The 14,020-nt window shown below is 40.4% G+C and carries 11 protein-coding genes and 1 other RNA gene; 2 read left to right on the top strand and 10 right to left on the bottom strand.

Going from position 1 to position 14,020, the window contains the following annotated elements:
- Positions 1 to 125: 125 nt before the first annotated feature.
- The 6 genes from recD2 to P4V41_RS06610 all read right to left on the bottom strand — a co-directional run bounded on the left by recD2 (position 126) and on the right by P4V41_RS06610 (position 6,799).
- The gene (gene recD2, locus P4V41_RS06635) at positions 126 to 2,456 is read right to left on the bottom strand and encodes an SF1B family DNA helicase RecD2 (protein WP_328084058.1); all 2,331 of its coding nucleotides are present in this window, start codon (positions 2,454 to 2,456) and stop codon (positions 126 to 128) included.
- A gap of 12 nt (positions 2,457 to 2,468) precedes the next feature.
- Complete coding sequence (locus P4V41_RS06630) at positions 2,469 to 3,128, bottom strand: tetratricopeptide repeat protein (RefSeq protein ID WP_328084057.1); 660 nt, start codon at positions 3,126 to 3,128, stop codon at positions 2,469 to 2,471.
- Positions 3,129 to 3,414: 286 nt separating this feature from the next.
- Positions 3,415 to 4,542: a tRNA 2-thiouridine(34) synthase MnmA gene (mnmA, locus tag P4V41_RS06625; RefSeq protein ID WP_328084055.1), complete on the bottom strand. Its 1,128-nt coding sequence runs from the start codon at positions 4,540 to 4,542 to the stop codon at positions 3,415 to 3,417.
- 40 nt (positions 4,543 to 4,582) lie between these two features.
- On the bottom strand, positions 4,583 to 5,722 hold the full coding sequence (locus P4V41_RS06620) for a cysteine desulfurase family protein (protein ID WP_328084054.1): 1,140 nt from the start codon (positions 5,720 to 5,722) through the stop codon (positions 4,583 to 4,585).
- A 14-nt stretch (positions 5,723 to 5,736) separates the two neighbouring features.
- Positions 5,737 to 6,156 (bottom strand): cysteine metabolism transcriptional regulator CymR, encoded by a 420-nt coding sequence (cymR, locus tag P4V41_RS06615; protein ID WP_144698865.1) that lies wholly within the window; start codon positions 6,154 to 6,156, stop codon positions 5,737 to 5,739.
- On the bottom strand, positions 6,089 to 6,799 hold the full coding sequence (locus P4V41_RS06610) for a YczE/YyaS/YitT family protein (RefSeq protein WP_328084053.1): 711 nt from the start codon (positions 6,797 to 6,799) through the stop codon (positions 6,089 to 6,091). Before P4V41_RS06610 ends, cymR begins: the two co-directional genes overlap by 68 nt.
- Before the next feature lie 154 nt (positions 6,800 to 6,953).
- Here P4V41_RS06610 and P4V41_RS06605 point away from each other — a divergent pair, with 154 nt between their 5' ends.
- Positions 6,954 to 8,288: an AAA family ATPase gene (locus P4V41_RS06605; RefSeq protein ID WP_328084052.1), complete on the top strand. Its 1,335-nt coding sequence runs from the start codon at positions 6,954 to 6,956 to the stop codon at positions 8,286 to 8,288.
- Between the two features lie 124 nt (positions 8,289 to 8,412).
- Positions 8,413 to 9,258, top strand: coding sequence for an RsfA family transcriptional regulator (locus P4V41_RS06600; RefSeq protein ID WP_328084051.1), 846 nt, complete (start codon positions 8,413 to 8,415; stop codon positions 9,256 to 9,258).
- A 310-nt stretch (positions 9,259 to 9,568) separates the two neighbouring features.
- Here P4V41_RS06600 and P4V41_RS06595 read toward each other — a convergent pair whose 3' ends face one another.
- From P4V41_RS06595 to hisS, 4 genes are all read right to left on the bottom strand, one after another.
- A complete protein-coding gene (locus P4V41_RS06595; RefSeq protein ID WP_328084050.1) occupies positions 9,569 to 10,336 on the bottom strand; it encodes a tRNA threonylcarbamoyladenosine dehydratase in 768 nt (255 codons plus the stop codon).
- 116 nt (positions 10,337 to 10,452) lie between these two features.
- Positions 10,453 to 10,633: non-coding RNA, 6S RNA (gene ssrS / locus P4V41_RS06590), on the bottom strand.
- Positions 10,634 to 10,724: 91 nt separating this feature from the next.
- A complete protein-coding gene (gene aspS, locus P4V41_RS06585; protein ID WP_328084049.1) occupies positions 10,725 to 12,503 on the bottom strand; it encodes an aspartate--tRNA ligase in 1,779 nt (592 codons plus the stop codon).
- A gap of 14 nt (positions 12,504 to 12,517) precedes the next feature.
- Positions 12,518 to 13,786, bottom strand: a complete 1,269-nt coding sequence (hisS, locus tag P4V41_RS06580; protein ID WP_328084048.1) for a histidine--tRNA ligase — start codon at positions 13,784 to 13,786, stop codon at positions 12,518 to 12,520.
- Between the last annotated feature and the right edge of the window lie 234 nt (positions 13,787 to 14,020).

Here is a 14,020-nt window from a genome sequence, read left to right as displayed (position 1 = left end):
ACTTTTACAAGGGTGTCCTGAATTTGTAGAAAATATACAGAAAACAATATTTGAAGAATCGCGACTTCTAAAAAAGCAAAAAAGAAATGTCCGACAAGATGACATCTTACATCTCTCGAACATTTCTAGTTTGTTTCGTTTAGAAGGGTATCATTCATTATATCTTTTTCCAATATGGTCTCTTGAAGACGCAATGCTAGACCAGAGTAACGTTCGGTCTCATCTGATCGTTCAACAGCCCAAGTAAATGCTTCTTGTTCTCCACACAGGATTAGATATTCTTTACTTCTCGTTATTGCCGTATATAATAAGTTTCGTTTTAGCATTCGGTAGTAGCTTTTTAAGACAGGTAGAACGACGATCGGATACTCACTGCCTTGGGACTTATGGATTGAACAGCAAAAAGCGTGAGTAAAATGATGAAATTCACTTCTTTTATACGTAACCTCTATCTCATCAAAACTGATGACGATCTGATCTTCCTTATCCGTGTTTTCTCTTGCATAGATTACTGCAACGATCTCACCGATATCACCGTTGAAAACCTGATCTTCGGGTTGATTGACGAGCTGAAGCACCTTGTCCCCTTTTCTGTAAAAAACATTGGCAACTTGTAGCTGACGCTGTTTTTGTTTCTCTGGGTTAAACAGACGCTGAAGTTCCATATTTAATCGATCAATTCCAACTGGCCCTTTGTACATTGGAGCTAAAACTTGAATATCTCTAGAGCTGTATCCTTTTTTTATGGCATTTTCACAAACCTGAAGGATAGCCTGAAACACTTGTTCACCTGAACATGCAAAGAATCGTCTGTCATTCTGAGGAACGAGCAAATCTTGCGGGACTTTTCCATTCTTCATCTCATGAGCTAACCGAATGATGGAAGAACCTTCTGCTTGTCTATAGATATCCACTAACCGAGATTGTGGAACATGCTGAGTCTGTAGAAGATCTTTTAATACTTGGCCAGGACCTACGGACGGCAACTGATCTTCATCCCCCACAAAAATGATCTGGATGTGAGGTGGCAGTGCTTTTGCTAAAGAATGTGCAAGCCATAGATCGACCATCGACATTTCATCGACGATCAAAAGTTTTCCATCGATCTGTTCATCTTCATTTTTTTCGAATGTCCCACCACCCTTCCATCCTAACAAGCGATGGATCGTGTGAGCCGGTATCCCTGTTGACTCTGTCATTCGCTTTGCTGCTCGACCTGTTGGAGCAACGAGTAAAACAGGAAACGACTCTTTCTTTCCACGGTAATCATCAGGATTCAAGCTCACCCCATGAATTTCACTATACAGTTCGACGATACCTTTTATTACGGTCGTTTTCCCTGTTCCAGGTCCTCCTGTTAAGACCATTAAAGAAGACGTTAAAGCCTTTTTAATAGCCTCTTTTTGACTGTTCGCATATTTCATGCTGAGCCTTTTTTCAAGCGCTGACAGCTCAGATTCCAATTTTGAATCCTCTATGTGATAATCATTTTCTTGACTATGTAATAAATGATTCATCTTTTGAGCAAATCCACGCTCTGCGAAATAGAGAGACGGCAAGTATACAACGTTCTCTTTTATGATCAATCGCTGCTCTGTCTCCATATCTTGAATCTCTCGAAAAATACTCATCTCATCAACTGTATTCTTTCCATCGGCTAAAAGCTTTCTAACGCCTTCTAACAGTTCGTCCATCGGTAGATAGGAGTGCCCAAGGTCTGTACCTTGATCACGAAGCACGAACTGACAGGCAGCTTGAATTCGTTTTGGGTGGTTGACTTGCATGCCATTTCCTTTTGCGATCTCATCAGCCCGGTGAAATCCAATTCCGGAAACATCCTCGATCAGTCGATACGGCTCTTCCTTAATGATTTTTACCGCTTCATCCTGATATGTTTGAAAAATCTTCATCGCGAGCTGTGGTCCGATTCCATATGGCTGAACGGCCATCATCACTTGATCTAATCCTCTATTCTGCAATAGGGATTTCTGCAGGCTTTCAGCTTGATCTTCTGTCAGCTTCGGAATCTGACTAATGTATTCAGGTGATTCTAAAAGCTTTGTGATCGCATCATTGCCCATAACTTCTACGATATGCTCAGCTGTTTTCTTTCCGATCCCTTTAAACAGGTCACTTGAAAGATATTGAATCATGGCCTCTTTTGATTGAGGCATCTCTTTTTGAAACAGTTCAACTTCGTATTGTTTACCATATTTCGGATGATCTTTAAATTTCCCATAAAACACATAAAGTTCATCTTCTCGTAACGGGGGAAGGATACCAGTGATCATAACTTCTTTTTCATTGTAATTTTCGTTCGTCTCTTTAACCCTTATTCTCGCTACTGTATAGAGACTCTCTGTTTGATGATATACAGTAGAGATCAAAGTACCTTTTATATACTTTGTTATTTCTAACGTCTCATCTTCTAAATGAAAAGAAGGCTGCTGTGCCATAAAGCACCCCCTTTAATGGTTTGTGTTTTTACTTTCTATATTTCGTTTTCCATTCCCTGCTAAATAATGATCTGGCTGAATGTCCAACGCTTTTTGAAAGGCTTTAAGAGCTTCTCTGTTTTTGTCAAAATAACTATACGTCACACCTAAGTTGTACCAAGCATCGGCATGTGTCTCAAAGCGTTTCACTACTTTTTCAAATGTTGTTGATGACGATTCAATATCACCTGTTCTCGCTTGACAGAGACCAAATTGAAATAGTGCTTCATGATCTTGCTCATTGAGCTCAATTGCTCTCATTAAGTATGGAAATGCAAGCTTATGTTCACCGAGTGAAACGAACGACATTCCTGTCATAAAATGAGTATCACTATCTTGCAGACCGCCTTTGATCGCTTCTTGGAAGAGTTTTGCACTTTTAGAGAATTCTTCGAGATGGTAGCAGGCAATACCCGCACCATAAAATGCGGCTACGGCATTTTCGTCTAGCGATAGCGCCTTATCAAAAAATTGAATTGCTTTTTCGTGTTCATGAACAGCAGAAAGCAAATTTCCGAAGTTTATATAATGCACTGGATTTTCTGGATCTGCCTCGATCATGGATTCCAGACTTTTTGCAGCTTCTTCAAATTTACCTTTTTGTAAATATTCAAGACCTTTTGAAGGTTCCATCTTCATTACCCCCACTTTTAATTTCCTTCAAAAGTATAACAAATGAAGGTAGCTGGCGCATAATTTTTTCTGGATGCTTACAGCGGGATAGATATTTCAAGATTTTTGGAATCGCTCATAAATCTCTGGAATCGCTCGTGCAGCGAGCATAGATATGCCGCTGCACAAGCACCACTAACACTTAGCATGGATATATAAAACCAAATGCCCCGGAGAACCTTTATTAACGTAAAAAACTGGCTCATACAGTTTTGTAATCTGCGCAAGCCAGTTTTTCCACATTCTATTATAAATAAGTGATCTCTTCGTCGTTTTTGTAGACCGTGTCGATTGTTGCGCCACCTAAGCATACATCTCCGTCGTAAAACACGACTGCTTGTCCTGGTGTGATCGCACGTTGCGCTTCATCAAAGACCACATGTAGCGTTTCGTCCTCCATCACATGGACGGTTACCCCCATGTCAGGCTGACGATATCTGAACTTCGCCGTACACTTAAATGTAGCAGGCATCGGTTTATCAGAAACAAATCCTGCCTTTACCGCTTTTAAGCTGTCAGAATAAAGCTTTTCATTGTGAAAGCCTTGTTCGACATACAATACGTTGTCTTTTAAGTTCTTACCGACAACAAACCAAGGTTCTCCGCTTCCACCGATTCCAAGACCATGACGCTGCCCAATCGTATGGTACATCAATCCATCATGCTTGCCCTTAACTTCGCCTTCGAACGTTTGCATCTCACCAGGCTTTGCAGGCAGATACTGACTTAAAAATTCTTTGAAGTCTCTCTCTCCAATAAAGCAAATACCCGTAGAGTCTTTTTTCTTTGCAGTAGCAAGTCCTTCTGCCTCTGCAATCTTACGGATCTCAGGCTTTTTCAACTCACCAATTGGGAACAATACGCGACGTAATTGTTCTTGAGAAAGCTGGTTAAGAAAATAAGTTTGGTCCTTATTCTCATCAACGCCTCGAAGCATTTTAACTTCTCCATCTATTTCAGCAACACGTGCATAATGGCCCGTTGCTACATAATCAGCACCTAGGTTCATGGCATGCTCAAGGAACGCTTTGAATTTGATCTCCTTGTTGCACATCACATCTGGATTAGGTGTTCGTCCTGCTTTATATTCTTCCAAAAAGTACGTGAATACTTTGTCCCAGTATTCTTTTTCAAAATTCACCGCGTAATATGGAATGCCGATCTGGTTGCAGACCGCAATCACATCGTTGTAATCTTCTGTTGCTGTGCATACGCCATTCTCATCGGTATCATCCCAGTTCTTCATAAAGATCCCGATTACATCATAGCCTTGCTTCTTCAGTAAAAGTGCGGCAACGGAAGAATCGACACCGCCGCTCATTCCAATAACTACTCGTGTATCTTGAGGTGCCTTTTTGTTTAATTCTGTTTGCATCGTGTCCACCTCATTTCTTTCATATGACAAACATTGTAACTTATTTTGCTAAACGTTTCACGATTTTTGCTGTCTCATAAGCTGCATATTCAATATCTTCCAATGTATTACCTAGGCCGAAGCTAAAACGAACAGATGATTTTGTGCGTTCATCATCACCAAACATCGCTTTTAGAACGTGTGAAGGTTCGTGTGAGCCAGCCGTACAAGCCGATCCGCTAGAAGCTGCGATACCAGCCAAATCTAGATTGACTAAGAGTACTTCAGTCTTCACACCAGGAAAACTTACATTCAGAATGTGCGGCAGAAAATGCTCAAGACTTCCATTCTCTATGAACGTTACTTCTTCCTCTTGCCAAATTCTTTTCATCGATTCTCTAAACGTTGAGTATTGGCTGAAACGCTCTTCTCTTTCTTTCTCAGCGATAGATGCAGCTTTCTGCAATGCAGCGATTCCTGCAACATTTTCTGTTCCAGCACGCCGCTTTCGTTCTTGCTCACCGCCGAAGCCTTGAGGAAGAAAAGGAACCCCTTCCCTCACATATAGAAAGCCTGTTCCTTTAGGGCTGTTAATCTTATGACCAGAAGCACTTAACAGATCAATGTTCAGTTCTTTAACATCAATCGAAATTAATCCATAGGCTTGCACGGCATCAGTATGAAACAAGATCTCTTTGTCCTCCAAAAGGCTACCGATCTCTTTTATGTCTTGTGTTGTCCCTGTTTCATTGTTGCAATACATGATCGAAACGAGAATCGTATCTTCTCTTAAAGATCTTTTTAGTTCTTCTAGTGAAACCCTGCCTTCCTCATCAACGGACAAGTAAGTTACATCAAAACCTCTCTTTTCAAGCTCACGAAATGTATGAAGTACAGCATGATGTTCCACTTCAGTTGTAATAACATGCTTTCCTTTTTTCTCAAGAAGAGAAACTGTACCAAGAATAGCAAGGTTATCACTTTCGGTACCGCCGCTTGTGAAAATGATCTCATTACGTGAAGCACCTATAGAAGCGGCAATCATGGTTCTCGCATCATCAAGAGCTTTACGAGTCTGTCTTCCGTATTGATGGATGCTAGAAGGATTCCCAAAGTGTTCAGTTAAAAACGGAATCATCTCTTCTATAACTTCAGGATGAACAGGAGAGGTTGCAGCGTGATCTAAATAAACGTTTTTCATTGCTCATTTCCTTCCTATATATAAAACATGTAAGCGTCCTGTGCGCCCTCATCTTCATAGTTTGCCAAATCTTCAAGTGTTGTAGAATCTAATACATCTTTTACAGCATCTCGTATTTTGATCCAAAGATTTCTTTTCGCAGGCTCTTCATCATCCAAAACTTCGACGGGAGAGATAGGTCCTTCAAGCACACGAATAATATCTCCAGCAGTAATCGTGGAAGCTTCTTTTGCCAGCATATACCCACCATATGCACCGCGAATGCTCTTAACTAGTCCTGCATTTCTAAGCGGAGCTATAAGCTGCTCTAAATAATGTTCTGATAAGCTATATTCTTTTGCGATTAACTTCAAAGCGATCGGACCTTCACCTGATCTCTTTGCTAATGCCATCATGATGGTTAATCCGTACCGACCTTTTGTTGATATCTTCATATTGTTCACTCCGTTCTAAAACAAACTTCACTAATTTTTGGCAATACGGAAGGGTCCTGCCCACGATTGCTCCTATCGTTACACAAAAAAGGATCGTTCCAAAAGAAACGGGTCCTTTTAACATCCATCCAAAAAACAGAACAACAAATTCCATTAAAAGTCGGATATTTGAAACTTTCATTCCTGATTTTTCTGTAAGAGCGAGCATCAGACTATCCCTTGGTCCTGCACCGCAGTCTGATGAAATATATAGCCCGATCCCAAAACCTAAGATTAAGATTCCGATGATTAAGAACATCCATTTCCCAAAATCAGTTACAGGATCATGAAAAAAAGGAAGCCATAAATAAAAGTCAATAAACAAACCAACAGACACCATATTTAAAAATGCGCCTGATTGAGGTTTCTTTTTTGTTAATAAGGATGTAGCTAAGATGACGAAGAATCCCATTATGATCGACCATGTTCCGATCGATAGTCCGAACTGTGCAAACAATCCGATATGAAGAACGTCCCAAGGAGCACTTCCGAGGTCTGCCTTGATCATAAGCGCGATTCCAAAGGCCATAATAAATAATCCAATAAAAAAAACAGACCATTGAAACAAAAATTTGTTCCATCTTGAATGCTTTTGGTCTTTCACTGTGCAAAATCCTTCCCTATTAAGTTGTCTCATTTTGTTTGATTCCATAAATCTAAAGCTTATTATAGCATGAAATCATTTCAACTTGCATGATGTACTATTGTATAGTATTGTCATATGACGATTAGAACAAGTGTACGGAAGGATGATTGTAATGGACTTGTTTTCTTATAGAGATGAAAGCTCTCATTCTTTAAAAAGACCTCTCGCTAACCGCATGCGCCCAAGAAAAATAACGGAATTTATCGGTCAGGAGCATATCGCAGGAGAAGGTAAGCTATTAAGACGAGCGATCGAAGCCGATCAGCTCACACCGATGATCTTTTTTGGACCTCCCGGAACAGGCAAAACGACTTTAGCTAAAATAATTGCGAATTCCACATCTGCATGGTTTGAACAACTAAATGCTGTTACATCTGGAGTGGCTGATCTAAAGGTCATCATGGGAGCTGCTAGAGAACGTCTATTACTTGAAGAAAAAAAGACAGTGCTCTTTATTGACGAGATCCACCGTTTTAATAAAAGTCAGCAAGACGCGCTACTTCCCTATGTGGAAGACGGATCGGTTATCTTAATTGGTGCAACAACAGAAAGTCCAATGTTTGAAATCAACCCCGCGCTCTTATCTAGATCTCGCTTATTTCGTTTTGAACCACTAACAGATGAACACATTGCTAAAGTAATTGAGCAAGCTCTTTCTGATAAAGAAAGAGGATATGGCAAGCATCCGGTCACAATGGAAAAAGATGCGATAAATCATATCGTATCTATTTCAAACGGCGATGCAAGAACAGCACTTAATGCGGTTGAGCTTGCTGTGTTAACAACGAAACCAGATAAAGACGGCAACATCACAATAACATTAGAAATTGCTGAAGAATCTATTCAACAAAGAGTACTTCAATATGATAAAAAAGGGGACAACCATTATGATACGGTCTCTGCTTTTATCAAAAGCATACGCGGATCAGATCCTGACGCAGCTCTGTATTGGCTTGCAAAAATGATTTATGCTGGCGAAGATCCACGCTTTATTGCTCGGCGATTGCTCGTTCATGCCGCAGAAGACGTCGGTCTCGCTGACCCTAATGCTCTGCTAGTTGCTCATGCTGCTAGTTATGCTGCTGATTTTATTGGTATGCCTGAAGCCCGTATTCCGCTTGCTGAAGCAACATTATACTTAGCTACTGCTCCTAAAAGCAATAAAGTGATAACAGGAATCGATAAAGCGCTTGATGCAGTGAAAAAAGAAAAAACAGGACTCGTTCCGATTCATCTTCGTGATGCTCACTATAAAGGAGCGAAACAGCTTCAACATGGTGAAGACTATAAATATCCACATAATTTTGAAGACGGATACGTACCTCAAGAATATTTACCGATACATCTGCAAGGTAAGACTTTTTATGAGCCTACTGAACGTGGCTTTGAAAAAAATATAAAGAAGCGTCTTGACTATTTTAATGAGCGTAAGAAAAAAGGAAACTAAATCTATGAGACTTTATAAAATAGCAAACTAGCAAAAGTTCTTCAGAAGTGTGTATAGGATTCTCTCTGATTGGTAAACATGAAAATATCAAATGAATATTTTTGTAGCTAAGGAGAGGATTACCGTGTCAAAAATCAGACAGGACGCCTGGTCAGAAGAAGACGATCTATTGCTTGCCGAAACGGTCTTACGCCATGTCCGTGAAGGAAGCACACAGTTGCATGCTTTTGAAGAGGTTGGAGATAAATTAGAACGTACGAGTGCAGCAGTTGGTTTCAGATGGAATGCAATCGTGAGGAAAAAATACGAGCAAGCATTAAAGATCGCTAAAAAACAAAGAAAAGAACGTCAGCGTGCACTAGCAAGGTCACAGCAGCAACAACAGCCGAAACCTGTAGCGAAGCCTGTACAATCTATAAATGCTCCACAGATGCATGATGATGAAACCTATCATCCTGAAGAGTTCTTTAAAACACCATTTACGTATGACAGAAACACAATAGCTTCAACACCTACTGCTGCATCAGCTCCAGTTCAAGAACAACAGAGTTTTGTTCAGCAACCTGAATCTGAGGCAACAGAAGTTACAAGCTTACAAGGATCACAACAACATTCATCACCAATCGCCTATCGTCAGCCACAAGCTAGTAATGAAAGTAGTCTTACACTTGATGAAGTCATAGATTTCTTAAGTGGGTTAAAGCGTAACGGCACTTCGAGCGGCAAGCTTGTTCAAGAAAACATGGAACTTCGTCTTCAGATGAACGAGTTGATGCAACAGAACAAAGTGATGAAAGAACAACTAGCTGTTCTTGAGAAAGAGCACCAGACGGTTCAGGAAGATTATCAAGCATTGATTCAGATCATGGATCGCGCAAGAAAAATGGTATTGTTCCAAGACGAAGATACTAATCCTAACGTTACCTTCCGCATGGACAAGAACGGAAACCTAGAAAAACTAGCAAAATAATAGTAGATGACTCATAGGGTTAGGCTCTAACTACTGTGAGTCATTTTTATGCTGATTTTTGTCGAAAATCGGATAAATTATTTTATCTGTGGATATATTCGGGTTATACCTGGATATATTTTAAATTACCCTGAAATTAATGAAGATTACCTCGTATAAGTTTCCGGTGTGCATTTCAGGGAAACATTTTACACGCACCGTCTCACTCGGAAGTACATAATCCCTCCCCTACATCTAAAAGTTGTAAGAATTCGATGAAATTACAAAAAAAGTCCTGACTTTAGATCGGTCAGAACTCTTCTTCATAAATTTATCGTATTCTTTCAATCTTTATATTGTTATCTTCAATAATTTTGTTGATTACATAACCTGCCATATAAAGACCTGAAACAGAAGGTACAAATGCATTTGAAGATGGTGGCATCTTCGCTTTTCGAATGCCAGGAGCGTTTTCAGGTACGATCTCTTTTCGAATTTCTTCGCGAATCTGAATTGGCTTTTCATCTGAGAATACAACTGGTATCCCTTTTGTAATTCCTTCTTTTCTTAGACGTTGGCGAATGACCTTAGCGATCGGGTCATAGCTCGTCTTAGAGATATCAACGATCTGAAGACGTGTTGGATCCAGTTTGTTCGCAACTCCCATGCTTGAGATGATTGGAATTTTGCGCTTCAAACATTCTTTCATGAGGTGGATTTTATAGGAGATCGTATCAGATGCATCTACTACAAAATCAAGTCCATATTCAAAGATTTGTTCATATGTTTCTTCTGTATAGAACATCTTAAGAGCGATAACTTCACACTCTGGATTAATAAGCGCGATTCTTTCTTTCATAAGATCTACCTTTGGTTGTCCAACGGTATTCACAAGTGCATGTATTTGACGATTCACGTTCGTGATATCGACGTCATCTTTATCGATAAGGATCAAACGTCCAACTCCTGAGCGAGCTAGTGCTTCGGCTGAAAAAGAGCCTACTCCCCCGATTCCAAGCACAGCAACTGTTGAGTTTTTTAAGACCTCTATTCCATCTTTTCCAATGGCAAGTTCATTTCTTGAGAACTGATAAAGCATATTTAGCGAAATCTCCTTTCAGACGTGCACATAAAATAAAGAAAATGCATCTTTATCAGCATATCCACTTTTGAAAACAAAATCAATATGCTTACTTGGTTTTTTCGCACAAAAAAATGAGCCCCAAAAATGCCGTATACCCTTAGTTTTGAACCTGCTCTCGCAGGTGGGTGCCCTGTTTCGCATTTTGTCCGTCCCCTAGCTTTCAGGGCATGGACGCTGTGTGAAAACACAAACTCCCTAATACTTAATGTTGGCTCAAAACTTTCGGGTTGTTAACGGTCACCATAGGACCCATCGCTTAAATTCATACTATCATACGAATAAATCAAATACAAGACAAAATGTGTCTCTTTTTAAGACGATTCGTATTTTTCTAAATATTCACTTACTTGGTTTCTTGCTTCACTTTAACAGACAGGTGTAGTTCATCGAGCTGTTTTTCATTTACAGCAGATGGTGCATTCGTAAGTAAACATGATGCAGAAGCTGTTTTAGGGAAAGCAATGGTGTCTCTTAAATTACTTCTTCCAGCTAATAACATCACCATACGATCAAGCCCTAACGCAATTCCACCATGTGGAGGTGTTCCATATTCAAAAGCCTCTAATAAGAATCCGAACTCTTCACGCGCTGCTTCCTCAGTGAATCCTAATGTTTTGAACATTTTCTCTTGGATGTCACGTTGGTAGATACGCTGAGACCCTCCGCCGAGCTCATAACCGTTAAGAACTAAATCGTACGCTTGAGCCCTTACTTCAGCAGGATTGGAATCCATTAAATGAAGATCTTCTGTCTTCGGCATCGTGAATGGATGGTGCAGCGCCACAAAACGATCTGCATCCTCATCGTATTCAACAAGCGGGAAATCAACGACCCACAAGAAATTGTATTTTGATTGATCGATCAGATCTAAATCTTTTGCTAGCTTTTGTCTTAAAGCGCCTAAGCTGTCTGCTACCACAGACGGCTTATCTGCTACAAACAACAACAGATCGCCTTCTTCTGCTTGTAGTGCGTTCGCTAAGTCAGCAGCATCTTCTTCGTTAAAGAACTTGGAAATAGGACCTTTTAACCCTTCAGCTTCTACTTTCATCCATGCAAGGCCTTTTGCTCCATATCGAGCAGTGAATTCAGTAAGACCATCAATATCTTTTCTAGAATAATTTGCTGCTTTACCTTTCACGTTGATCGCTTTAACTTGACCACCGTTCTCAACCGCTGCTGCAAATACTTTAAATCCAGAATTCTTTACGATTTCTGATACGTTGTTAAGTTCTAGGCCGAAACGCGTATCCGGTTTATCTGAACCATAACGATCCATCGCTTCTTTATAAGTCATTCTTGGGAAAGGCTTTGGAATTTCTACTCCTTTTACTTTTTTCACAAGCCCAGTCATCATCTCTTCCATCATAGCTAAAAGTGGTTCTTGGCCCATGAAAGAAGTTTCGATATCTACTTGTGTAAATTCTGGCTGACGGTCTGCGCGCAGATCTTCGTCTCTGAAACAACGAACGATCTGATAGTATTTTTCAAAACCTGAAACCATAAGCAACTGCTTAAATAATTGCGGAGATTGCGGCAAAGCATAGAATTCGCCTGGGTGCACACGGCTTGGTACTAAATAGTCACGCGCTCCTTCAGGTGTGCTCTTCGTAAGCATCGGTGTTTCCATCTCCATAAATTCATCGTTCTCTAGGAAGTTACGGATATAGCGAGTTACTTCATGTCTCATCTTTAACGTTTCCTGCATGATCGGACGTCGAAGATCAAGATAGCGATACTTCAATCGAATGTCTTCTGTAATGTCCATATCTTCACTGATAGAAAAAGGTGGTGTTTTTGCACTGTTTAAAATTTTAACTTCTTCTCCAGAGATTTCAATCTTACCCGTGTTCATAGCTGGGTTTACCGTGCTAGGATCGCGCTCAAGCACTTTTCCTGTGATTGTAAGAACATATTCACTTCTAACTTTTTCAGCCGTTTCTAACGCATCAGGCGATACTTCTGGTGAAAAGACGATCTGTACAACTCCAGAACGGTCACGCAGGTCGATAAAGATCAAACCACCTAAGTCACGTCTTTTTTGTACCCAACCTGTTATTGTTACTTTTTCACCGATATATTGTTCCGTAATCTTTCCGCATTGATGTGTGCGATATTCCATGAGATGTGTCCTCCTTATTTACCTTGCTTCAAAAATGTGCTCAACTCTTCAATCGCTACTTCTGACTGTTCTCCAGAATCCATATTCTTCACGTTGATGATTCCTTTTGACAGTTCTTCTTCACCTAGGATCGCTACAAACTTCGCTTTTAAGCGGTCTGCTGCTTTAAATTGTGCTTTCATCTTTTTATCTAAATAATCTTTGTCACTCTTAATACCAGCCTGACGAAGCTGACTTAAGATCGCTACTGATTTTTGTTTTGCTTCATCACCTAGTGCAACAACGTAACAATCTAATTCTTCTTCTGTTTCAAGTGTGACACCTTCTGCTTCAAGTGCTAATAACAAGCGTTCTAAGCTCATCGCAAATCCGATGCTTGGTGTAGCTGGTCCACCAAGATCTTCAACAAGACCGTTGTATCTACCGCCTCCACTAAGCGTTGTGATGGCACCAAAACCTTCAGCTTCACTCATGATCTCAAAAGCCGTGTGGTTGTAATAATCCAGTCCACGTACAAGTGTAGGATCGATCACATACTCGATGTTCATCGCATCTAAGCTCGTTTTCACTTCTTCAAAATAAATTTTTGATTCTTCGTTTAAGTGTTCAAGAATCGATGGAGCGCTTTTCATAAGCTCATGATCTCGGTCTTTTTTGCAATCTAGAATTCTTAAAGGATTCTTCAATAAACGATTTTGGCAATCGGAACAGAACTCATCGATTCTAGGTTCAAAGTGTGCGATCAATGCTTCCTTATGAGATTTACGGCTCTCTGCATCACCTAGCGTATTCAACACTAGACGGAGCTTTGTTAAGCCAAGCTCTTTGTATACCGTCATCGCAAGCGAGATTACTTCTGCATCGATAGCAGGATCGGCAGACCCCATCGCCTCAATACCAAACTGTACAAACTGACGATATCGACCAGCTTGAGGTCTTTCGTATCGAAACATAGGTTGGATGTAAAATAGTTTTACAGGCTGACCAGGTAAACCAAACATTTTGTTTTCAACATAAGAGCGAGTTACGGGCGCTGTCCCTTCTGGTCGAAGCGTTAAGCTACGGTCGCCTCGATCATTGAACGTATACATCTCTTTTTGAACGATATCTGTTGAGTCACCTACACCGCGTTGAAACAGATCAGTGTGCTCGAAGATCGGCGTTCGAATCTCTTTATAATTAAATCGCGCCGATACTTCTTTTGCTTTTTGTTCGATCAGCTGCCATTTTTCTACTTCTCCTGGGAGTATATCTTTCGTTCCCCTTGGAATGTTAATACTCATTTTCTTTCATCCTCCCGTTTTTTGGTTGTTCGTTAAAATTAAAGTCTTCTCCCTAAATCTTTGTTGCTATTGAAAGGGTTTGATTTACGTTTCAGGTGCTCGCTTTCCGCGGGGCAGGCGGTGAGCCTCTTAGCGCGTAGCGCTATTAAGAGTCTCACCTGTCCCGCTGATCCCCCAGGAGTCTCACCCCTTACACTCCAATCAACTTGCCAATGATGCCGTTTAAAACACAAA

Source organism: Fictibacillus nanhaiensis, from assembly GCF_036213205.1.
In the GTDB taxonomy this organism is placed as follows: domain Bacteria; phylum Bacillota; class Bacilli; order Bacillales; family Fictibacillaceae; genus Fictibacillus; species Fictibacillus nanhaiensis_E.
The sequence above is the reverse complement of the archived record's forward strand: the minus strand, read 5'-3'. Positions and strand labels throughout refer to the sequence as shown.